This is a genomic window from Scytonema millei VB511283, assembly GCF_000817735.3.
Classification (GTDB): domain Bacteria; phylum Cyanobacteriota; class Cyanobacteriia; order Cyanobacteriales; family Chroococcidiopsidaceae; genus Chroococcidiopsis; species Chroococcidiopsis millei_B.
In genome coordinates this window covers 571,707-594,065 of record NZ_JTJC03000003.1, presented here as the reverse complement: position 1 = coordinate 594,065, position 22,359 = coordinate 571,707, and the positions used below count along the sequence as shown (strand labels likewise).

Annotated in this window: 22 protein-coding genes; 14 read left to right on the top strand and 8 right to left on the bottom strand. The window is 46.1% G+C overall.

The features are described from left to right. Positions 1 to 70: 70 nt before the first annotated feature. The 5 genes from QH73_RS14530 (at position 71) to QH73_RS14510 (ending at position 4,597) form a co-directional block, all read left to right on the top strand. The gene (locus QH73_RS14530) at positions 71 to 532 is read left to right on the top strand and encodes a CBS domain-containing protein (RefSeq protein WP_039713228.1); all 462 of its coding nucleotides are present in this window, start codon (positions 71 to 73) and stop codon (positions 530 to 532) included. 140 nt (positions 533 to 672) lie between these two features. Then, a complete protein-coding gene (gene nblB, locus QH73_RS14525; protein WP_039713229.1) occupies positions 673 to 1,332 on the top strand; it encodes a phycobilisome degradation protein NblB in 660 nt (219 codons plus the stop codon). 392 nt (positions 1,333 to 1,724) lie between these two features. Then, positions 1,725 to 3,464: an SWIM zinc finger family protein gene (locus QH73_RS14520; RefSeq protein ID WP_039713230.1), complete on the top strand. Its 1,740-nt coding sequence runs from the start codon at positions 1,725 to 1,727 to the stop codon at positions 3,462 to 3,464. Positions 3,465 to 3,686: 222 nt separating this feature from the next. Further along, positions 3,687 to 4,052 (top strand): ferredoxin thioredoxin reductase catalytic beta subunit, encoded by a 366-nt coding sequence (locus tag QH73_RS14515; protein WP_039713231.1) that lies wholly within the window; start codon positions 3,687 to 3,689, stop codon positions 4,050 to 4,052. 125 nt (positions 4,053 to 4,177) lie between these two features. Further along, positions 4,178 to 4,597: a DUF309 domain-containing protein gene (locus tag QH73_RS14510; RefSeq protein WP_039713232.1), complete on the top strand. Its 420-nt coding sequence runs from the start codon at positions 4,178 to 4,180 to the stop codon at positions 4,595 to 4,597. A 20-nt stretch (positions 4,598 to 4,617) separates the two neighbouring features. On the opposite strand, the gene QH73_RS14505 is transcribed toward QH73_RS14510, so the two are convergent. Together QH73_RS14505 and bchI are read right to left on the bottom strand one after the other, a co-directional pair. Beyond that, positions 4,618 to 4,914 carry a hypothetical protein gene (locus QH73_RS14505; RefSeq protein WP_039713233.1) on the bottom strand — a complete coding sequence of 99 codons (297 nt, stop codon included), beginning with the start codon at positions 4,912 to 4,914 and terminating at the stop codon, positions 4,618 to 4,620. Between the two features lie 132 nt (positions 4,915 to 5,046). Continuing rightward, positions 5,047 to 6,171: a magnesium chelatase ATPase subunit I gene (bchI, locus tag QH73_RS14500; RefSeq protein ID WP_039713234.1), complete on the bottom strand. Its 1,125-nt coding sequence runs from the start codon at positions 6,169 to 6,171 to the stop codon at positions 5,047 to 5,049. 580 nt (positions 6,172 to 6,751) lie between these two features. On the opposite strand from bchI, the gene QH73_RS14495 reads away from it, so the two are divergent. Continuing rightward, positions 6,752 to 6,931 carry a hypothetical protein gene (locus QH73_RS14495; RefSeq protein WP_132867044.1) on the top strand — a complete coding sequence of 60 codons (180 nt, stop codon included), beginning with the start codon at positions 6,752 to 6,754 and terminating at the stop codon, positions 6,929 to 6,931. Between the two features lie 222 nt (positions 6,932 to 7,153). Further along, positions 7,154 to 7,327, top strand: a complete 174-nt coding sequence (locus QH73_RS14490; protein WP_132867042.1) for a DUF4278 domain-containing protein — start codon at positions 7,154 to 7,156, stop codon at positions 7,325 to 7,327. 76 nt (positions 7,328 to 7,403) lie between these two features. Here the strand turns inward: QH73_RS14490 and pgeF are convergent, their stop codons facing one another. Beyond that, positions 7,404 to 8,333: a peptidoglycan editing factor PgeF gene (pgeF, locus tag QH73_RS14485; RefSeq protein WP_039713235.1), complete on the bottom strand. Its 930-nt coding sequence runs from the start codon at positions 8,331 to 8,333 to the stop codon at positions 7,404 to 7,406. A 157-nt stretch (positions 8,334 to 8,490) separates the two neighbouring features. Here pgeF and QH73_RS14480 point away from each other — a divergent pair, with 157 nt between their 5' ends. Together QH73_RS14480 and QH73_RS29175 are read left to right on the top strand one after the other, a co-directional pair. Further along, positions 8,491 to 9,288, top strand: coding sequence for a biotin--[acetyl-CoA-carboxylase] ligase (locus tag QH73_RS14480; protein WP_039714447.1), 798 nt, complete (start codon positions 8,491 to 8,493; stop codon positions 9,286 to 9,288). A 194-nt stretch (positions 9,289 to 9,482) separates the two neighbouring features. Next, positions 9,483 to 10,763: a M23 family metallopeptidase gene (locus tag QH73_RS29175; protein WP_132867041.1), complete on the top strand. Its 1,281-nt coding sequence runs from the start codon at positions 9,483 to 9,485 to the stop codon at positions 10,761 to 10,763. Between the two features lie 4 nt (positions 10,764 to 10,767). Here QH73_RS29175 and QH73_RS14470 read toward each other — a convergent pair whose 3' ends face one another. Beyond that, a complete protein-coding gene (locus tag QH73_RS14470) occupies positions 10,768 to 11,430 on the bottom strand; it encodes a riboflavin synthase (protein ID WP_039713236.1) in 663 nt (220 codons plus the stop codon). A gap of 322 nt (positions 11,431 to 11,752) precedes the next feature. Here QH73_RS14470 and QH73_RS14465 point away from each other — a divergent pair, with 322 nt between their 5' ends. Next, on the top strand, positions 11,753 to 12,253 hold the full coding sequence (locus tag QH73_RS14465) for a bifunctional nuclease family protein (protein ID WP_015153061.1): 501 nt from the start codon (positions 11,753 to 11,755) through the stop codon (positions 12,251 to 12,253). A gap of 84 nt (positions 12,254 to 12,337) precedes the next feature. Here QH73_RS14465 and QH73_RS14460 read toward each other — a convergent pair whose 3' ends face one another. Both QH73_RS14460 and QH73_RS14455 read right to left on the bottom strand, forming a co-directional pair. Further along, positions 12,338 to 13,729 (bottom strand): glycoside hydrolase 100 family protein, encoded by a 1,392-nt coding sequence (locus QH73_RS14460; protein WP_039713237.1) that lies wholly within the window; start codon positions 13,727 to 13,729, stop codon positions 12,338 to 12,340. Between the two features lie 249 nt (positions 13,730 to 13,978). Then, positions 13,979 to 14,989 carry a phosphoribulokinase gene (locus QH73_RS14455; protein WP_039713238.1) on the bottom strand — a complete coding sequence of 337 codons (1,011 nt, stop codon included), beginning with the start codon at positions 14,987 to 14,989 and terminating at the stop codon, positions 13,979 to 13,981. A 553-nt stretch (positions 14,990 to 15,542) separates the two neighbouring features. Between QH73_RS14455 and cpcD/petH the strand changes: the two genes are divergently transcribed. From cpcD/petH to QH73_RS14440, 3 genes are all read left to right on the top strand, one after another. Further along, a complete protein-coding gene (gene cpcD/petH / locus QH73_RS14450) occupies positions 15,543 to 16,805 on the top strand; it encodes a bifunctional rod-capping linker CpcD/ferredoxin--NADP reductase PetH (protein ID WP_039713239.1) in 1,263 nt (420 codons plus the stop codon). A gap of 32 nt (positions 16,806 to 16,837) precedes the next feature. After that, positions 16,838 to 18,322, top strand: a complete 1,485-nt coding sequence (locus QH73_RS14445) for a homoserine dehydrogenase (protein ID WP_132867091.1) — start codon at positions 16,838 to 16,840, stop codon at positions 18,320 to 18,322. A 205-nt stretch (positions 18,323 to 18,527) separates the two neighbouring features. Next, positions 18,528 to 19,520: an S-layer homology domain-containing protein gene (locus QH73_RS14440; protein ID WP_039713240.1), complete on the top strand. Its 993-nt coding sequence runs from the start codon at positions 18,528 to 18,530 to the stop codon at positions 19,518 to 19,520. Between the two features lie 129 nt (positions 19,521 to 19,649). Here QH73_RS14440 and QH73_RS14435 read toward each other — a convergent pair whose 3' ends face one another. Together QH73_RS14435 and QH73_RS14430 are read right to left on the bottom strand one after the other, a co-directional pair. Further along, a complete protein-coding gene (locus QH73_RS14435; RefSeq protein ID WP_039713241.1) occupies positions 19,650 to 20,075 on the bottom strand; it encodes a CAAD domain-containing protein in 426 nt (141 codons plus the stop codon). Positions 20,076 to 20,295: 220 nt separating this feature from the next. Beyond that, complete coding sequence (locus QH73_RS14430) at positions 20,296 to 21,321, bottom strand: 2-hydroxyacid dehydrogenase (RefSeq protein ID WP_039713242.1); 1,026 nt, start codon at positions 21,319 to 21,321, stop codon at positions 20,296 to 20,298. A 203-nt stretch (positions 21,322 to 21,524) separates the two neighbouring features. On the opposite strand from QH73_RS14430, the gene QH73_RS14425 reads away from it, so the two are divergent. Continuing rightward, complete coding sequence (locus QH73_RS14425; protein ID WP_309476482.1) at positions 21,525 to 22,124, top strand: DUF1643 domain-containing protein; 600 nt, start codon at positions 21,525 to 21,527, stop codon at positions 22,122 to 22,124. The last annotated feature ends 235 nt before the right edge of the window (positions 22,125 to 22,359 follow it).

Below are 22,359 nucleotides of genomic sequence, written 5' to 3'. Positions count from 1 at the left end.
TCCTAAGCTGACTTATCCCTTACCCTTTAAAATAAATTTAGAGGATATTGCAAAAGAGAGCTGTCTGTAAATGCCTAAGACTGTTGCCGATGTCATGACCCGCGACCCAATTGTGGTGCGTCCAGAAACCTCACTGCATGATGCAATTAAGCTTTTGGCAGAAAAGCGTATTAGTGGTTTACCCGTGGTAGACGATGCGGGCAAGTTGATCGGTACAATTTCAGAGACAGATCTGATGTGGCAAGAAACGGGGGTCACTCCTCCGGCTTACATCATGTTTCTTGATAGCGTGATTTTCCTGAAAAATCCGGCTCAATACGAACGAGATTTGCATAAAGCTTTAGGGCAAACGGTGGGAGAGGTAATGAGTCAGGATGTGATTACCGTTGCTCCTGATAAACCATTGCGCGATGCAGCGCAACTGATGCACGATCGCAAGATCCAGCGTTTGCCTGTCGTCGATCCTAGCGGTAAGGTAATTGGAATTTTGACTCGCGGCGATATCGTGCGCGACTTAGCAGCCAGCGAGTAGGAGTCAGTTATCAGTTGTCAGTTGTCAGTTGTCAGTTATCAGCGATCGGTTATAACTTTTGACTTTTAACTTGTAACTTCTTGCCCCTAAAAAATGGTAAGAGTAAATACAAATTACCAAATACAAATAAAAAATTCAAAATGGCTGTTAGTCCAGAATCGGTAAAGCAATTACTCGATTCGCAGGATTTGGGCGATCGCTTGCGGGCGATGAATCAAGTTCGCGAATTAGAAGATAAAGGAGTCGCGCTTGAGTTGGCGCTCAAGGCAATTGATGACCCCAATGCCAGAGTGCGCTACTCGGCAGTGAGTCAGTTGGACACTTTGGGAGGACAAGATTTAAATACTAGTTTAAATGTATTGCGCGATCGCCTGCTCAACGACCCCGAACCAGATGTACAAGCTGCTGCGGCTGACTGTCTGGGAGCGCTGAAGTTAACTGATGCGTTTGCAGATTTAGCGCAAGTCTATCACAGTACGCCCGAGTGGTTGGTGCGGTTTAGTATTATTGCAACTTTGGGCGAATTAGGCGATCCGCGCTCTTTTGACTTATTAAAAGAAGCATTGGAATCAGGTAGCGAATTAGATAAAACTGCGGCAATTAGCTCTCTAGGAGATTTAGGCAATCCGCAAGCAATTGAATTACTAGTTCCTTTTGCTACCAACCCCGATTGGCAAATTCGCTATCGTGTCGTGCAAGCTTTAGCTAAATTGGGCGGCGAACAAGCTCGGACTCTGATCGAGCAGTTAGCCAAAGACGAAGTTGAAGCTGTATCCCAAGAAGCAAAAAATAGTTTGTAGTAAAATTTGTTTCTAGGAAGCTTGGCAAATAAAATTCGCAGCTATATAGGCAAAACTCCAATACATCTCGGTTAGTGATGCAAAGATCTTGGAAGATCCCCCCTAGCCCACGGACACTTTAACGCGACGTGCTTTAACGGAGGACACCTCCGCAACGCAGTCGCTCCTCAAGTCGGGAAACCCGCCCACGTAAGTGTCCTCCCCTGAAAAAGGGGGGAACTTAAAGCCCCCGATTTGGCGGGGGTTGGGGGATCTTACCTTAACCGAAAAGCATTGGGCAAAACCCGCTTAGCGGGTTAAGAGACTGAATATATGACAGTCCCCGCAAGCGGACTCTGTTTGTGTAGTCGCGAATTAGATTCGCTTAAAGAACTATACGGGAGGCAAGGCATATGGCGATCGCGACTCTACCTCGTCTGACTGAAGCACAAATTCGTAAACTAGCGACAGAGCAAAGTTTTCAGCGTGGCGATCGCTATTATCGCCAAGGCAGAATTCTCAACCCGATGCGCCAAGATTTAGTCTTATGGGCAGATTGTCAAGGTTCCGAACTTTACCAGCCGCGCATCAAATTGGGCAAACAGGGAGTTGTCAGTGCTGATTGTACTTGCCCCTACGATTGGGGCGGACTCTGCAAGCATCAGATAGCTTTGTTACTGGCTTACGTCCACCAGCCCGACACTTTTCACGTCATACCACCCCTAAGCGAAATGCTTGCTACTCGCAGTCGCGAAGATTTGATCGAGCTAGTTGAGTTAATGGTACAGCGTTATCCCAGTTTACTGTCATTGGTAGAACTTTCTACAGCTCAGCCGCAGCCAGGAAAAGCTCTAGATTTGTCAATCTATCGCCGTCAAGCGCAACGCGCCCTACGTCAAGAAGATATGGAGGCGATCGCCACAGATTTACAACTCTTAATTGATACGGCAAAACAACTTTTTCAGCAAAATAATTGGCTGTGGGCAGGGGCGCTTTACCAAATGCTGCTAGCAGAAATTACCGCAAGTTATGACGATAATTTACAAGCTATTGACTACGATGGCGATGTCTGCGTTGTTGCCCAAGATGCTGCCGAAGGGTTAGGAAAATGCTTAGCCCAAGCTCAATCCTTAGATGCAGAAACGAGGGCGATTTGGCTGCATACTTTACTCGATGCCGTACTGCAAGATATAGAATTAGGTGGCATTGACTTTGCATATTCAGCTAGGGATGCTTTATTAGAATGGGCGACGGATGCAGAGTGGGAATGGATAGAAGACCGAGTTCGCGGTGAAATTCAGCGCAGTAGTAGCAATCGCTGGACGCGAGATGCTTTAGTGAGATTATTAGCCGATCGCCAGAAACAGCAAGGCAGTAATGAAACAGCCAGCAAATTAATTCACGAATTGGGCAGCCCCGAACAACAAGCCTTTTTGTTGGTAGAAGAAGGTAAAATCGAAACCGCAATGGCGATCGCCCGTCAGCATTTTACTCATCTGCCTGGACTCATGTTACAGTTTGCCGATGCCTTGATAGCCGCCCATGCTACCACACAAGCAGTCGAGTTGGTCGCGCATCTAGCACAGCAAGAAAAATCACGAGGTCATTATCAGCAGTGGCTGACCAAATACTACCAAGAGTACGGCGATCCGCAGACTGCCCTCAACTGGCAACAACAAATATTTTGGGAATCACCATCTCTAGAAGGATACAAACAATTACAGGATCTGGGGCAAAAAGCTGAGGCGTGGGAACAACTGCGGGATGAGATACTACAAAAGCTCCAGCGGAACAAACAGCTGCTCTTACTGACACATATTGCCTTTTACGAGCAAAATATCGAGCGGGTGCTAGAATTATTTCCCCAGCTCAAACAATGGGAGCAGTCTAGATTTCGCCAACCCCTAGCCAAGGCAATCGAAACTACCCATCCCCAAATGGCGATCGCCCTTTACAAACACTTAGCTACGCAGGCGATCGAGCAAAAAAATCGCCCTGCTTATCGAGAAGCTGTCCAACACCTACAACGAATCAAGGCTGTCTGTGAATCGTGCAACACTCAATCTGATTGGACGGAATACATCATGCAACTGCGCTCGCAATACCCTACTTTACGGGCGTTACACGATGAGTTGTCCAAAGCAAAACTGTAATCAGTTATCAGTTATCAGTTATCAGTTATCAGTAAGCAGTGGCTGGTGGTTTGTGACTAGAGGCTTCTTAACTTACGACTTACGACTTACAACTTACGACTTACGACTTACGACTTACGACTTACGACTTATATTCACTTTTGCAACATGTATGTTGTTAAAATGCTAGAAACAATGCTTCAGATCTTGTAAACAAAACTTAAAGTTTCGTCAAGAAAGGTTATGAACACAACAGAAAACAACGCTCTATCGACTGAGAAAAGCCTAGAGGCAATGTGGCAGTTCTCTCAGACTTACGCCAAGCGCACGGGAACATATTTTTGCGCCGATCCTTCCGTGACAGCTGTAGTGGTGGAAGGGCTTGCCAAACACAAAGACGATCTTGGTGCGCCTTTATGTCCCTGTCGCCATTATGAAGACAAGGAAGCAGAAGTTCACGCAACTTTCTGGAATTGCCCTTGTGTACCAATGCGCGAACGTAAAGAGTGTCACTGTATGCTGTTCTTAACTCCAGACAACGACTTCGCTGGAGAACAACAGGACATCGATCTAGATTACATCAAAACCGTGCGAGAAAGCATGGGGTAGGGAATTCGGAATTCGGAATTCGGAATTCGGAATTGTAGAGGCGGGTTCACCAAAAATTCCTAACTCTAGTTGAAAAACTGGATGAACCCGCCCTTACCAAATATTTGTACAAGAGGCATGAAATCTTGAATCAAGAGGAACCAGAGGAGTTTTGGCAGGGTGTAGAACAGTTCAATCAAGGGCAGTTCTACGCCTGTCACGATACCTTAGAAGCCATATGGATGGAAGCAACCGAACCGGAAAAAACTTTCTATCAGGGAGTTTTGCAAGTTGCTGTAGGGCTTTATCATCTGGGTAATCAGAATTGGCACGGGGCAGTTATTTTATTAGGAGAAGGTATTAAGCGTTTGGATAAATACCCTAGTACTTATAGTGGGATTGATGTTGATGAATTGATAATTTCTAGCGCCGATTTATTAAAAACACTACAACAAGCGGGTGCAGAAAAGGTGGGTACTTGGCAATTGGGTAAAGAGGCGATCGCAACAGAGACTTCTACCTTGCCCCTGCCGAAAATCGTACCAGCTGAGCCAGAGATTTTGTAGGAAGACTTTGCTACTCGCTTCTACAAATATTGAAACAAGTCAGCAAAACCGTAGAGGCTGAGGATAAATAACAGTACGGCAATAACTTGGGTGGGACGCGCTTGGTAGGTAGGGGCGATCGCTTCACGTATCCACATGGAAGCTGATACCCCAATTAAGTAACTCCAGGCTAATGCTTGGTAAGACCAGTGGGGTGAAATCAGCCAAGCTCCCAGTAATATAGTTGCTAGCAATAACATCAGCATTTCGATCAGCTGAGGTGGATTGTGCTGACAAGAAAAAACTAGAGTGTTCCACCAAATTAGCCAAATTCTCATAGGCAAGTCAAAAGTCAAAAGTCAAAACTTGTAGGGGCGGGTTTTGACTAAAAATTACAGCTAAAGCTGTTAATCTATTTGATAAAGCCGCCCGTACACAAATTAAAATATTCGATCGTGGGGAATTTAAGGCTAGCGATAGCGTCCGCCCGCTTGTCCGATACCATTAGCTTGCGCTGTCTTCTCAGGCATTTCATCTGTCGTTGGTTCAATCCCAAACACGCGGCTAAATGCCTTTTCTACTTTATAGCCAGAATCGATCGCCTCTAAGGGGTCTTTCCGCAGCCTGTGACGCAGGCATAGAGTAATCACACGACGAATATCATCTACTGTGACTTCAGTACGACCTTCAAACGCCGCGATCGCTTTAGCTGCGCGGTTGGTTACAATGTCACCCCGCAAGCCATCAACATCGAGTTCGGAGCAAACTTCAGAAATTTTTACCCGCAGATCGTAATCCATTTGTACTGAAGGTAACAATTCTTGAGCCTTAATCAGCTGTTGTTGTAAAGCTTGTTGCTGTGGCTGATATTTGTCAGAAAATTGCAGTGGATTTTGGTCGAAATCCGACCTTTGTTCCACAATTTGTACCCGCAAGGCTGGTTCTTTTACAGTATGAATTTCCGCGTGCATCCCGAAGCGATCGAGCAGTTGGGGGCGCAATTCACCTTCTTCTGGGTTGCCAGAACCAACGAGAACAAAACGGGCGGGGTGACGGATCGAAATGCCTTCCCGTTCTACAGTGTTCCAACCACTGGCGGCGGAGTCTAGCAATACGTCTACAAGGTGATCGTCAAGTAGATTAACTTCATCGACGTAGAGAATACCGCGATTTGCCTTTGCCAGCAGTCCTGGTTCAAAAGCTTTGACACCTTCAGATAAGGCTTTTTCAATATCAATCGTGCCGCAAACTCGGTCTTCTGTCGCTCCTAGCGGCAGATCGACCATAGTAATTTTTTTCTTAGCGACGGGAATTTCTACACCTTGTTCTAATTTTTGCCGTGCTGCATCTCCCATCAGATCGGGATCGCTAGGATGGCTGTTGAACGGATCGTCCGCTACAACTTCAATCTCTGGCAATAGGTCAGCTAAAGCGCGGATCGTGGTGGATTTGCCAGTACCGCGATCGCCCATGATCATTACCCCGCCAATTTTCGGGTCGATAATGTTGAGTAAAAGGGCGAGTTTCATTTCGTCCTGACCCACAATAGCGGTGAAAGGAAACACGACACGACGAGCAGCGGTAGCAGTTGTCACGGGATTACCTATTAAAGTTTTTTCTTAACACCGTCTTTAATTTTGCCACATAATGCAGTGCCACCATTGACACATAATGCAGTAATGCCAGTGACACGTTATGCAGTACTAGAGCTTGCAGCAGGCAAATAAAATTCGCACGCCAGTTGCTACAACGGAGGAGACCTCCGCAACGCACTGGCTCAGCTATACAAAACAAAACCCGCCTGCGCGGGTTCAGACCTTGACTTTCCATCAATCCGTGCCGGCGGACTAGCCTACGGCAAGCCGCTATGCGTCTACGATTGTGTAGTTGCGACTTATAGTCGCCCAAATGACAAATGCAACGGTTTTGTGGAGTGTAACTCGTGACATTCCTCAGCAGATTTCTCGTGTCGGACTGTATAAGATACAGGCAGGCTATCTGCCTAAAAATAGCAGTATTGTCATTCTAAATAATTACGAAAAACAGATACTTTTCTGGTGAGTGGGAAACGCCTACCCTACTCTAATTTTCGGTTTCAGAAGTTTTTTTCAGCTCAATTGCATAATCTGGAATTACCAGACCTATGTAATAGATACAAGCAGTTCAGCTAACAAAATGAAACTCATCTACCGCGCTCAAATTTACGATGATACACCTGCTGCTATCCAACCCTACATCAAACCCCACGCTTTAAACTGGCGGTTTCATTCTCTTGGACAAAAGTTTGAACCCACGCCCTGTCTCAGAGTACGTACAGCTACGGGCAATGAACTGGCGCTTTCAACTTGCAGCTAGTCACAAAAATTCATAACTTAAAATCCGAAATTCAGAATTATTGAGAGGTAGTTAAGAGTAAGACAACGGTAATTCTGTTCGCTGGATTTCTTGCAATTCCATAATATCTGTATCGCGTTCAAAATCTTTTCAAAAACCAACTTTAGCAAGGAATCTACTGCATTCAAATTTGTTCTATTTCCACGTTTATCCGACACATTTTACCTAAAGGAGAAGTAACCAATGCAACTTTCTTATCGTGGTTTAGCTTATACCAAATCTAATCAATCACTTCAAGTAGTTACCAAACAAGTAGTAGGAAAATATCGGGGTGTAAGCTTCGGTTCTCGTCCAGCCGCGCCAGCGATCGCACCACAACCCACACGGCATCTGAAATATCGGGGGTTAGCATATTAATTAGTCATTGGTCATTGGTCATTTGTCATTGGTGAATAGTTAGTTTTGACTTTTAACTTTTAACTTTTGACTTAACTTATTGGCTAATAATTCCCGACCATTGAACTTTTTTCTGTTTGTCGCGACGATAGGAAAAGAAACGTTCTGGTTCTTGATAGGTACAGTGAGGAGCGATCGCCACTTGTTCGGGACTAATACCCAATTGCTCTAATTGCAAAGTAATCACCCGCCGGATATCCAACCGGACTCTCTCTGGATGAGAGTCGGGGAATAAAGGGGAGTTGGGTATTTCAGCTAAAAAGTCGAGAATTTCGGTTTTGGTTTCAGTTGCAGTGATGCTAGCTCCAACTTCAGCTGCTACCTGTTGAGAAACCTGATAGACACTCCCCGCGATCGCTGGACCCAAAGCGACGCGCAAATCTTGAATTTTGCTACCTTGTGCTTGCAAACGAGCGATCGCTTGCGGCACAATTTTCATCGCCGTTCCCCGCCAGCCTGCATGAACGGCTGCAACTTGTCCCGTATGGCGATCGGCAATTAATACAGGCGTACAATCGGCACTCGCAACCCAAACCGCCTGTAGCGGCTGTTCTGTGAGCAATCCATCTGCCTCAACTAGGAGTGAGGAGTTAGGAGTGAGGAGTGAGAGAGAATTTTGAATTGGTAGTTGGTAGTTGGTAGCTGGTAGTTGCGTGGTGCGTGGCTTCTCTCCCCCGGCTTCCCCAACTTCCCCAACTCCCTCAGCTCCCTCGCTCCTCGCTCCTCGCTCCACTCTCCGAGAAGCCGCTGTCGCGTCTACGCTCCTCACTTCAGATGGAGTCACGACAACATTCCCGTGTACCTGCTTGACGCGATAAGCCTCGGCTTCTGGGTGTAAGGCTGAGGTCAAATCGTGGGGAGCATGAGGGTGAAAATGTCGCGTGAAAAAACCGTGGGGAAATGCTTCTAACAAGCTACACGATAGATAGAGAAAACCTTCGCAACCGCGCCAATCCCAAGTATGCATGGATTAAATCTAAAAATTAGCAAACAATTAGCAAACAACTAGCAAACAAAATGAAACTAAATTCGCCGAACTGCCATCTATTGTAGAAGCAGACCATAACAGGTTTATTTGCAGCAAATTAATGCTAACTTAATTGACACAGTTTGCACTTGCCAGCGTGAGACTAGACAGACAAAAGCTATTAGCAACTCTTGCTCCAATGGCAGCAGAAGCGGATTTTGCTGTAGAAGTCTACGAAAGTATACCCTCGACCAACCAGAAAGCCTGGGATGCGATCGCGCAGGGAGCAAAACCAGGAACGGTCATCATTGCCGAACGACAAACATCTGGACGGGGACAATGGGGACGGCAGTGGGTTTCGCCAGCTGGAGGCTTATATTTATCTGTAGTTTTAGAACCAAACTTACCAGTTAACTGCGGTTATCAGTTGACTTTAGCCACTGCTTGGGGCATTGCAACAGCTTTAGGCGATCGCGGTGTTCCCGTAAAATTGAAATGGCACAACGACCTAATTTTGCTAGGACGTAAACTGGGTGGGATTCTGACAGAAACAAAAGTGCGACATGAAAAAATTATTCATGCTGTAGTCGGAGTTGGGATTAACTGGGCTAACCCTGTCCCAACCACAGGGATCGGTTTGCAATCTTTCTTATCTCAACAACCGTTGGCTGCAATTGACTGCTTAGAAACATTAGCGGCTGTGACACTACAAGGCACAATTTCAGGTTACAAGTTTTGCTCCCCAGGGGGAATCGATCCTCTTCTGCCGTCTTACCACAAACTATTTATAAATATGGGACAGCGCATCACCGTAGAAGGACAAAACGGTGTTGTAGTTGGTATTAGCGATCGCGGTGAACTACGAGTCAGGCTTGACTCTCAGTCATACAATTCCAGCCCCAATTCAGAAATTTATCTCCCCCCTGGTGCTGTGAGTCTGGGTTATGATGGCTAATTGTTTGACAAAGCATAAATATTTCGTTTGGATCGTAAGGAAGTCATAGGGAGCAGGGAGTAGGGAGTAGGGGGAAAAGAGCTGAGGAGGCTGAGGAAGCTGAGGGAGAAAAAACAACCAACTACCAATGACAAATGACCAATGACATGACAAATGACAAATGACAAATGACTAACTACTAATTACCAGTTACTATGCCTACTAACTCCAAACATATATTTCTGATAAGTTTTATTAGTATTTCTAGTTTGCTTGGTGGCAACTTAGTCTTGGCTCAGTCAGAAGCTGCGATCGACAATTCATTGAATACCTCTCCCAGTCCCGATGTACAAATCAACTCAAAGTCGGTCAAAACTGAGAGATGGCAAAAACTACAACAAAAGCTAAATACTGCACCTGTCAGGCGATCGCCGAACTTACCTGACAATCCTGCTCCAGATCCCAGTGGTGCGTACATCGACCCCACAGGATATAGTCTCGGTGCTACCACTGGCTACGAAGCACCAAGCTCAATAATATTAAAATCCAGAATATCCGGTTGTCGGGCTGTTGCTAGACCTGGTTTGAGTAGCCTTTGTCGTCCCAGCCTCCGCCAGCAGCGGATGAGACAACTAGCTCGTTCTAGAAACTTTGGTAGAAGCGTCGCCCCGCTCGATCGCCACTCGGTTGCTAACGGCATCAAACCAATTCAGCTTGGACCGATCGATATTACTGCTGAAGGCTTTCGCGTGGCGACCAACTTGAAAACCCAGCGTAGCGTTCTCAGCTATCAATACCGCGATCCCGAAGCCCAAGGACAGGGAAATTTCATGTTTCCACTGACAGTTCCCTCTCCCGTCACCTCAGTTTTTGGCTGGCGCGTCCATCCTCTGTTTGGTGATTTCAGCTTTCACTCTGGTACAGATATAGGTGCGCCCCTGGGAACGCCAGTGTTAGCGGCTTATCCAGGTACGGTAGAAGTTGCCGATTATGTCGGTGGCTACGGTTTAACTGTCGTTCTCAACCACAACAAAAATACGCTCCAAACCCTTTACGGTCATTTATCTGAGATTTTTGTCTCCCCAGGAGAAACAATTCTGCAGGGAACTGTCATCGGGCGGGTTGGCAGTACGGGTAATTCCACAGGTCCTCACCTCCACTTTGAGACGCGACAGTTAACTGCAAACGGTTGGATTGTTGCCAATCCTGAAGCATACTTGAAGACTGGGCTAGCACGATTGGATAAAGCTATCCGCTTAGCCAACTCCCAACCACGTCATCACGAAACGGCGATGCCTGCCACTGTTCGCGAAGCGATCGTCGCCAGCGCCAGCAGTACTCGATTCAACTTTGAAATTAAGCAAGTCGATTTGGATGGCTTAGTTGCCCGCGATCCTGGTGCAGAATTAGAATCTGCCGTAGTCCAGCTAGTTAATGCCCTTCGCGGCGATCGCAACGCTGTAAGCAGGAGCGAGGAGTTAGGAGTGAGGGGTTAGCTTCTCATAGATATCCGTGTTCGACTAAAAACGCTGGTGATAACTCTTCTCTGGCTTGGTGAGGAGAGTTGTAATTCAGCAGCTTTTCAACATATTTGCCTAAAATATCAGCTTCTAAATTAACTAGACTGCCAGGGCGGAGATCGCGCAAATTAGTGCAATCGTAGGTATGGGGAATAACGGCAACTTTAAACCAATTTCTAGTAGGGTCGAGATCGGCAATGGTAAGGCTGACACCGTTGATGGCAATACTACCTTTGGGAACGATGTAACGGGCGATCGCTTCTGTAGCGGTAAAGCTCATTTCCCATGAGGTAGCTGTTTCTTCTACCGTTTCCAAGCACCCCGTTCCATCTACGTGTCCCATGACAAAATGACCTCCCACTTTACCACCAACGCGCAAAGAAGTTTCTAGATTGACATATCCTGCATCCGCTTCGCGCTGTCCCAGAGTAGTACGGCGGAGGGTTTCCGGCGAGGCTGCGGCGATAAATCCTTGGGGTAGAATTTCCATGACCGTGAGGCAAACTCCATCCACCGCAACGCTATCTCCAAGCGCGAGATCTGGCAAAATTAAATTTTTCTCGTCGCTAGAGCAAGTAATTTGATAATAATAGTTGTCTAGCGCTTGAATCTGACCCAAAGCTTGTACTAATCCCGTAAACACAGTTTTTCTCCCAAAAATCGATAATTTTGCCCAATTTAGCTAGTTTGTCTCATCCGAGCGGTCTTGGATGCAATTTAGACAACTGATTCTGGCAAAATTTACTCACGCTAAATCCATAAATTCAGCTTACAATCAGGGCATACTTAGGATAGGCTATCGTACAGCAAAGAACTAAGGGCAATTCTCTGTCTTTGCTGACAGCAGATCGGAAAAGTTGTTATGTAAGGCTATAAAGTATGTTTATTTTTGCTATACAGAATCAAACACCTTCAACCCCATCTACCAATTACCCTTTGCCTAGAGAGTTTTAGAGGCTACGCAAATGATCGAAATGAAAGTCGCTGGCATTGCTTTAGATGCGGTCAACCGCAGTCCAATCGTGCTGTTGAAAGACGGTAAAGAGCGTAGAGCATTACCCATCTACATTAATCAAGATCAGGCAAAGGCGATTATTGGCGCTTTGGAAAATCAAAAACCGCCCAGACCTTTAACTCACGACCTCATAGTAAATATTCTAGAGGTCTGGGGTATGACCTTGGAAAAAGTAGTCATTCATTCAATTCAGGATGGGACGTTTTACGCAGTTTTGTGCGCCCGCCAGGGTGAGGTCAAAAAAGAAATTGATGCTCGTCCCAGCGATGCGATCGCGATCGCCCTACGCCTGAATAGCCCGATCTGGGTGATGGAGGAAGTGGTAGCTGATGCTTCAATTCCCGTCGATCGCGAAGCAGATGAAGCTGAGCTGAAAGCTTTTCGAGAGTTTCTCTCCAATATTAGACCAGAAGATTTGATTCAAGGAGGTGGCGAGTTTCGTACAGGCTGAAATCAGTTGTCAGTTGTCATTTGTCATTCGTCATTCGTCATTGGTAAATCTTCTAACTGTCTGATGACTGATAACTGATAACTGTCAAAACGTAATCCATTCTAAATGCTGCGGGTTCTCCATTAAGTCTTTGGCGACAATGTAAGCGGCGATCGTCCAGGTTTGATAGCGCATTGCCTTTTTACCGACTAAATTGCCTTTTCTGCCATCGTAGTATTCGGGCCAACGATCTTTATCTTTATACTCGCACCAACGTTTTTCGGCAATTCTAATTCCCCGTTCGGCTATACTTTTTCTCCCCACCTTTAAAGCTGCCGCGACTAAAAACCATAACAGAACGGGCCAACTTCCTCCATTATGATAAGACCAACTCACATTTTTTGGGTCGCAGCCTGTAATTAATTCCCACTCCTTGTCTTCTATAGCAGGAAAACAAAGCTTCATTGGCATATTTCCGACTAGATCGATCCATCGTTTACCGATCAGATTCATGATCTTTTGAGATTGCGTTTCATCTGCTAACGAGCAAATCACCGACATCAAATTCCCAATTGCAAAGAAGCGAAAATCCATCCGTCCTGGTCCCAGATTTCCAGCTAGATAGCCTCCTTCTTTAGGAACCCAATCGATCGCCCAGGCTTCCAAAGACTCTGGATATATATTGAATTTATTACAAATTTCTTCTCCAAACTGCTCGTTTTCGTAGCGATGAATTTCATTCACTTTTTCTAAATCGAGCCAATAATGTTCGCGAATGTGCGTTTTCAATCTTGCCAATCGCTGCTCGATTTCTGTATGAATGTCCTGCTTATTTTTGGCTAACAGCAATTCATCTGCTGCTAGTAGAGCCGCATAAAACAGCGCTTGAATTTCTAACGGACGCTCGTATACTCCCATGCGACGGTCAATCATAAATGCCCCTTCGGGAACCAACAGCGTCGGGTACATATCGAATTGCTTCAGCATGTAGAGATTGAGAATTAACCTAATTCCCCGCTGAAATCCTGCTTCTTGAACTAACTCTTCGTCGCCTGTAGCTCTTTGATAAATCCGTAGTAAAATCAGCCACCACAAACAAGAATCTACAGGTGTAACCCTACCGATTGCCCGTTCGCCAAAATCGGCTCTGACAACTTGTTTTCCTTCTTCTTCTACGATCTCAAAACTTGCTGGCATTAGACCCATACCTGGTCTTACGCCATCCATATGCGCCCTAACTTCATCGATATTTTTGTCATTAATCTGTAACTTCAGGGTTTGTCGTAAAAAATTGGCGACAATTTCACCCTGACCTCTAGTCAAAAATGCTATGGCTGAAGGCACAAAATCGCGAATAAAGCAATGCCCGTAATTGAACTGTTGGGTGCTTTTATCAATTGCAGCAGCTACTGTACCAATTGGTTCATTCTCAAACTTTAAAACCGATGCTTCTAATCTCGTCCACGCCTCACTCAGTAGCTCCTTTTCTGTATACATGAACCAGTTAGTCCCCGCAAATTTTTGAGCAACCTTTATTTTAAAGGGATGTGGAGTGAGGAGTGAGGGGTGAGGGCAAGAATGAGGAGGGATAAGGGGAATAAGCGAGATAGGGAAGACAACAGGGACAAGAAAGAGGTCAAAAGTAATTTTTCCTCCTCAACTGCCGATCGCTCCCTCAGCTCTCTTTCCCTATAAAGAGGGGGTTAGAGATTAGAATCCCTCACCCCTAACCCCTCACCCCTAGTTTTAGGCTTTTGCCGAGACTGCCATTTTGATTTCTTTGGCAGTGAGGCTTTCGTATACTGCCCGCATCTTCAAGCCTGTTAGGACTTGGAATAGACCAGTTCCGTTGTTGGAACCAGGATATTCGCGGTGCTGGAGCAACAAATGAGTCATTTCACCTTGGTATTTGGTAAAGGTATTGCTCAGGTGAGTTTCGATGTAAGCAACTTCCTCTAGGTTGTCAAATTGTCCGTCTACTTCTAATACGGAGACGTATTGACCGTAGTAAACGTCTGACCCGTAGAACATTTGCATTCCTGGGTAGGAACAGGTCAGTTTGCGTCCGCAAGGTGTCCACTGAATGGTAGAGCCTTCGTCGAACAGGTAGGTTGGTGTCATGCCGTGTACGTCTTCTTTTTGTAGCATCCGCACGCGCAATACCTTCCGCTCTTTGTCTTCTTTGATCAGGTTAGTTGGCAACACCTGAATCACAACATCGGCAAATTCTCTTTGCGGCTCGATGTAAGCGTCAAAGTCGGGTTTGCGAGAGTTAATTGCAGCAACCACGTCTTCATAGCGATGACCGCGTTCTGCCATGTCGCGTTGAATTTTCCAAGCGATTTTGACTTCATTGCTAATGTCAAGATAGACGCTGAAATCAAGTAGCGATCGCACCCGTTCGTCATATAGCGGATGCAAACCCTCAACTACAATAATATGATTTGGCTCGATGTGTTCCGGCGGGTCGATGCATCCGGTTTCGTGGTTGTAAATCGGCTTTTCAATTGCTTGACCGTTTTTCAGAGCTTTGATTTGCTCGTACATTAGGTCAAAATTATTTGCCTTGGGATTGAGGGCAGTGATTCCTGTTTCTTTGCGCTGTTTGCGATCCAGGCTGTGATAGTCATCTAAGCAGATAACGGTGACTAACTCTTCTCCAAACAAATCTGTTAAACGGCGCAAAAACGTGGATTTACCGCAACCGGAATCTCCGGCTACGCCAATCAAAACCACGCGATCCGGCTTACTGATCATAGGTTTCCTCTAACTGACAAGATGGGCTGTTTTTGTATGTTGTTTGTTTGGCTTACTTGGTAGCCTGGAACTTAATCTGGTAGTCTTAACTTGGATTGCTTGGGTTGCCTCCAAGCTTCAGCTGGTGCGATCGCGCTTCCCGATGGAAGAAATCGCGCCTGATAGCTGCTAAGTATTTAGTCCTACTGTTATAGTAGATCCTACCAGAAGGGGATCGCCCTTACAAGGCTACTTTTGGGCTATATCGTCTAGTGGCTTAGTACTTATGCTAAGGTTTTGTTGCACATTTTTATTAAAAAAAACAAAACTCGATCGCTCTTAACATTCTGCAAGTGACTAAATTTGTAGTCTGGTAGAGGAGTTAAGCAAGGAATTTGCCATCCCAGGCGCTCCTTTACGGGCGAGAATAATAAAAGTTCATCACAGCTAATTTTTGGAAGTATTTCTCGCGACTCTTTTTTGCAGAAGCAGAAATCTCTCTCTCAAGAGAGCTGTTTTAGAACACCAATTTTCAGTTTTCAGTAGTGATGTAGGGTTCGGAGAGAGTTAATCGATGTACAATTCCAACGCCGCTGATGCAGCCGCCAACACCGAAGCTGGTAGCCGCGTCTTTGTATACGAAGTGGTGGGCTTACGTCAGAATGAAACAACTGACCAAATGGGCTACCCGATTCGTCAAAGTGGCAGCGTATATATGAGAGTGCCTTACAACCGCATGAACCAAGAAATGCGGCGGATCGCCCGTATGGGAGGCAAAATTGTCAATATTCAACTTCTGACAGTTGATGGCAACGGTAACGGCAAAGCTCCTGCTGTGGCTCCAAAACAAGAAGCAGCAAAAGCTGCACCACAAGAGCAGAAAAAAGCAGAAAATAAAGGCAAGCCCATGACTCAAGCACAGCCAAAGCCTGAGAAAGCCAAACACGCAGATGTTCCCGTCAATATCTATCGTCCCAATGCTCCTTTTATTGGTAAGTGTCTTTCCAATGAAGAATTGGTTGGCGAAGGCGGAATTGGTACTGTTCGTCACTTAATTTTCGATCTTTCCGGTAGCGATCTGCGTTACCTGGAAGGTCAAAGTATTGGTATCATCCCTCCAGGGACAGATAAAAAAGGGAAGCCGGAAAAAATTCGGCTATACTCCATTGCCTCCACCCGCCACGGTGACAAAATGGATGACAAAACCGTTTCTCTTTGCGTGCGTCAGTTAGAGTACAAGCACCCTGAAACAGGTGAAACTGTTTATGGTGTCTGCTCGACTCACCTCTGTCACTTAGAAGCAGGGGCAGACGTGAAGATCACCGGACCCGTGGGTAAGGAAATGCTACTGCCAGAAGACCCCAACGCCAACATTATCATGTTGGCAACGGGTACGGGTATTGCTCCCTTCAGAGCTTACCTGTGGCGGATGTTTAAGGATGAAGAAAAAGCAGCCAACCCCGATTATCAATTTAAGGGTTTTGCTTGGTTGATCTTCGGTATTCCTCAAACTCCCAACATCCTTTACAAACAGGAACTAGAAGAGTTACAAGCGAAGTATCCCGATAACTTCCGTCTCACTTATGCCATCAGCCGCGAGCAGAAAAACGCTCAAGGTGGCAAAATGTACATCCAAGACCGAGTAGCCGAACAAGCAGCAGAACTGTGGAAGCTGATCCAGCAAGAGAATACCCACACCTACATTTGCGGCTTGAAAGGTATGGAAGGCGGGATCGACGAGGCACTAGCAGCGGAGGCGGCTAAATCTGGTATCAAGTGGTCGGACTATCAAAAAGAGATGAAGAAAGCCGGACGCTGGCACGTTGAAACTTACTAGTGACTAGTGGTTAGTGGCTAGTGGCTAGTAGGGTGGGCATTGCCCACCCTACAATTGTTTTTGGCGAACTAAGTGGAAAAGTTGTGGCTTTTAAGGTTGGTTTACTAGGATTAGGTACGGTAGGAACGGGGACGGTTCAGCTATTGCAGGATAGGGCTGGACGACATTCTCTCATGCAGGAGTTGGAAATTTATCGAGTGGGAGTCCGATCGCTCGATAAGTCCCGTGCGGTCAACCTACCAGATGGAATATTGACTACAGATTTACAGGCGATTGTCACCGATCCAGAAGTAGAGATTGTCATTGAGGTATTGGGGGGGCTGGAGCCAGCGCGATCGCTGATTATGGAGGCGATCGCTCATGGCAAGCATGTCGTTACTGCTAACAAGGCTGTTATCGCCCGTTACGGCAATGAAATTTTTGATGCTGCTAATGCGGCTGGGGTATATGTCATGTTAGAAGCCGCCGTAGGGGGTGGTATCCCAGTCATTCAACCGCTAAAACAATCTCTAGGTGTAAATCGGATTCACGCGATTACTGGCATTGTCAACGGTACGACAAACTACATTCTGACGCGGATGCAAGCAGAAGGTAGTAGCTTTGATGACGTGTTAGCAGACGCGCAAAAACTCGGTTACGCCGAAGCCGATCCCACTGCCGATGTAGACGGTTTAGATGCTGGCGATAAGATAGCGATTCTCGCCTCCTTAGCTTACGGTGGCAGGATCAAGCTACCCGATGTTTACTGTGAAGGTATTCGTCAAGTCAGCCAAACAGATATTACTTACGCCCAGAAACTCGGTTTTACAATCAAATTACTCGCGATCGCCCAACGAGAAAGGGCGGGTTTGTCAGGCAGATCTGTGGCACAACAGGCAAATGGGTTAAACTCGCCTCAAAGAGAAAGGGCGGGTTTGTCAGGCAGATCTGTGGCACAACAGGCAAATGGGTTAAACCCGCCCCTACTGTCTGTCCGCGTCCACCCTACCCTCGTACCTGAATCGCACCCGTTAGCCAGCATTCATGGGGTCTACAACGCGATTTTGGTAGAAGCCGAACCCCTCGGACAGGTGATGTTTTTTGGTCCCGGAGCGGGGGCAGGAGCAACCGCTAGCGCCGTTGTCTCGGATATCTTAAATGTTGCTGCCGTTTTGAAAACGGGACACTTGGAGACAGAAAGCGCCTCACTCCACCCGTTACTGGCTTGCACTCATCAAGATTACTGCGCGATCGCCCCAATGTCAGAACTCGTCACCCGATTTTACGCCCGCTTCCTCACCAAAGACCATCCTGGGGTAATTGGTAAGTTGGGGACCTGTTTTGGTTCCCACGGTGTCAGCTTAGAATCTGTCGTGCAGACGGGAATTCACAAACATTTAGCTGAAATTGTTGTTGTCACCCACAACGTGCGCGAAGGCGATTTTCATCAAGCTTTAGCAGAAATTCGCCAGCTCGAAGCAGTGGATAGCATTCCTAGTATTTTGCGCGTGCTGGAAGAGAGGAATGGAGAGGAGTGAGGAGTGAGGAGTGAGGAGTGAGGAGTGAGGTACAAGGCGGACAAGGAAGAATAATTACTGTCAACCGTCAACCGTCAACCGTCAACCAATGACAAATGACAAATGACAACCAATTGAAAAAATTAGCCTTAAGGTAGTAGATTGAGCGAATTAGTACAAGTAGATTGTCTTAGACACGAAATCCTGATTCGATGGGCGAAAATGCATGACTAATTCCCCACCTCCCGATCCTCGGTCTTCCAGAACTCCTTTAGGATTTGATGAATTTCTTGCAGTCGTGCTGGCTTTGGCTGCGCTCGGCGGAATACTATTTTGGTCGCTATCTCGTTCGGGGCGAGGTTTTCAGATTCCCAATATCTTACCGTTGGTGACTGCCCCAGAAGCGCGATCGCCTGTGGCTGTGTCTCCCCAACCGCAAGCTAGTCCCGAACCTAGAGCGGAACTAGCGCCGATCCCCAGTCCTGCCCCAGAAGCGATCGCTCCAGAAACGCCTGTCACGCCCCGCAGACAGCCCGTAGCTCCATTTCCGGCGATCGTCCCTGTTCCCACCAGACCAACCACTCCAGCATCTCCAGAACCATCTCCAGCGCCACAAGTTAAGTTTCAAGATGTGCCTGCTGATTATTGGGCATATCCATTTATTACTGCTCTTGCCGAGCGCGGCATCGTCAACGGTTTCCCTGGCGGCTATTTCAAACCCACCGATCCGGTAACAAGAGCTGAGTATGCTGCGATTTTGCAGGAAGCCTTCAATCAATTGCCTGGTGTCGATAACCAAACTAAATATATAGATGTGCCGGATACTTTCTGGGGAGTTCCAGCGATTAATCGTGCCATTCAAACTGGGTTTTTACGGGGATATCCTGATAATACATTTCAACCCCAGCAAGAAATTCCTAAAGCTCAAGTTTTAGTGTCTCTCGCTAGTGGCTTAAACCTCGCACCACCAGCCATACCAGAGCAAGTGCTGAAGGAATTGTACGTGGATGCAGACCAAATTCCTAACTATGCCAGAGAGAAAATTGCCGCAGCGACCACATCTGGGTTAGTTGTAAATTATCCCGATGCAAAACAGCTCAATCCTAATAGCAACGCTACCCGTGCTGATGTAGCAGCCATCGTTTACCAAGCTTTGGTAAAAGCAGGACGGCTCGACCCGATTCAATCTCCTTACATCGCTGGAGTTCAACCGCAATGAATGGGAAGTGAGTATTGATAACTGATAACTGATAACTGAAAAAGCGATCGCGCCAAGATATATTTGTTGATTTGGGCGATCGCTTTTATTTGTTTGTGTTTTTATTCAGCTCTCCGCTACTGCGGCGGGCTATTTTTTACTACCGACGACTTGACTGGTAATAGCTTGAATTTCTTGCCCCAATTCTTCCCGTGTCTCTACTTTGAGTAGGTAACGATAGACAAACCAAGCAGAATAACCGATCCCGATTAATTCAAAAGTTGGTGCAAGCAGAGGAATATCATTGAGAGCATCTAAGATTGCCAAAACGACTTTGACAGTGACAATTGTTGCCACAATCAAGAGGACAACAGTAATTGGCTTTTGGTTTTCGTTATAAAACTTGGCAATGTATTCTGGTAGTTCGTCCAGAAAGGCTCTGACTTGAGCGCCTAGTTTTTTCAATTGCGCGTTCGACTGAGGAGCGGGAGGAAGCGCCAAAGTGCCTGCGGGTTCGCTAGCTGGCATTCCTTCAGGCGTGGTGGTGTATTCTTGTTGCTGTATCTGAGATTCCATAGTTTTACCTTGTTTTTGATGATGACTACTTTAATATCGCTGATTTAGCAACTGTCTGCATATACTACTGAACTGATTAGTTTGAGAATCAAAAATTCAAAACAAGTTCTTGGTTATTGTTCAAATATACTTAACTTCCACGGACGACTCGATCGACTTCAAGATAGATAAATCAGATCGAGTTCGTCAGCACTCAGACTGTCATAAGTTGTAAATTAAGCTACTTGACATTGCTAGCAACCGCTTGAGGAGACTCTACTTTAATTTGATTAGGACAAGGTTTTCCGGTTTCAAAATCGCTAATATTAGCAAGCGTAGTCTGGGCAATACTAGTCAGTGCATCTTTGGTAAAGAAGGCTTGATGACCAGTAATCAGGACGTTGGGAAACGTCAGCAACCTCTGTAACACGTCATCTTGCACGATGGTGTTTGAGAGATCTTCAAAAAAAATATCTCCTTCTTGCTCGTAGACATCTAAACCAAGATATCCAATTTTACCGGATTTTAAGCCTTTAATAGCTGCTTTTGCATCGATCAACGCTCCACGACTGGTATTAATCAGCATTACACCTGTTTTCATCAAGGCGATCGCTTCAGAATTAACTAAATGGTATGTCTCTGGTGTGAGCGGACAGTGAAGGCTGATAATGTCAGTACGGGCAAATAATTCCTGAAGCGAGACATACTGCACGCCTAAAGCTTGACAGTCAGGGTTTTGATATTTGTCATACGCTAGCACATGACAGCCGCAAGCATGAAGAATTTGCGCGACGATCGCCCCAATCTTACCAGTACCAACGATCCCCGCTGTCTTGCCGTGTAAGTCAAAACCCATCAAACCTTCCAGCGAAAAATTCCCCTCGCGCACGCGATAATGAGTGCGGTAAATTTTACGATTCAGGGCAAGAATCATCCCTAGAGTATATTCTGCTACTGCATAGGGTGAGTAGGCTGGCACGCGCACGACTGGTAAACCTAATTCAGTAGCAGCGATGATATCTATGTTGTTATATCCGGCAGCACGCAAAGCAATTAACTTCGTACCGCGATCGGCTAGACAAGTCAAGGTTTTACGATCTAATTGGTCGTTGACAAAGACGCAAACTACTGGATAGCCTTTTGCTAAAATGCTCGTTTCGCAGGTCAGACGAGGTTCAAAAAATACCAGTTCGTGTTTGTATTCGGCATTTGCAGTTTCTAAAAAGGTGCGATCGTAGGATTTGGTGCTAAATACAGCAACTTTCATCCTTATTCCTCTACTCAGTAAGTCAACAGTGAAAAGTCAAAAGTGAAAAGTTAAAAGTCAAAAAAGCGAACTTTTAGCTGTTGTGCTGTTGTAAAGATGTCATCCTGATGTGGCAAAGCTGCTTTTCATTGTACTTGAACCAGTAGTCGTTACAGTTCTTTGCGAACAGTTATCAGTTGTCAGTGGTTCATTAATTGTGACTTGTGACTTCTTCCCCGACTTCTTGCCGTATGAAGATGAGTGCTGCGATCGCACCCGATGGATTGTATCGTTATTCCCTAACTAGGGTTTGGGAAACCGATCTACCATGCATTGGCTTTATTATGCTCAACCCCAGTACGGCAGATGCAACCAAAGACGATCCTACGATTCGTCGCTGTATCAATTTTGCTCGTAACTGGGGATACGGAGGCATAGAAGTAGGCAATTTATTTGCTTACCGCGCCACCGATTGGTTAGTGTTGCGAAGAGTCTTCGATCCGGTTGGCTGCGAGAATGACTCTTATTTAATGCGAATGCAGCAAAGTGTCGAGAAAATTGTCATTGCTTGGGGTAACTATGGTAGTTGGCAACAAAGAGATAAATCCGTACTAGGTCTCTTGAGTCAGGGTCGAGTCTTGTATTGTCTAGGAGTCACCCTACAAGGACAGCCACGTCATCCACTCTATGTTAGAGGGGGTGCAGTCTTAATACCATATCGGGAGTCGGGAGTCGTAGGGGCGGGTTTCATGAAAAATTCCTGCGAACAACTAGAAGATCTGCAATTAAACGCGCCCGTACGGGAATCGGGGGAAGAGAGCTGAGGGAGAGTCGCCCAGCTGAGGGAGCAATTCTAGTCACCAGTCACCAGCCACTAGCCACTGATAACTGATAACTGATTCAGCCTCCAGCAGCAAATGTAACCAGAATTATGACTGAAAGCAAAATCCCAGGAGTTAAAAGCATCACTAGCGTTAATAGATCGTGGGCGTTCATGATTTTGCTGTTTGATAGCCTTACTCTACTACTCTAATCATTGTGAGTGAAAAATGAATTCTC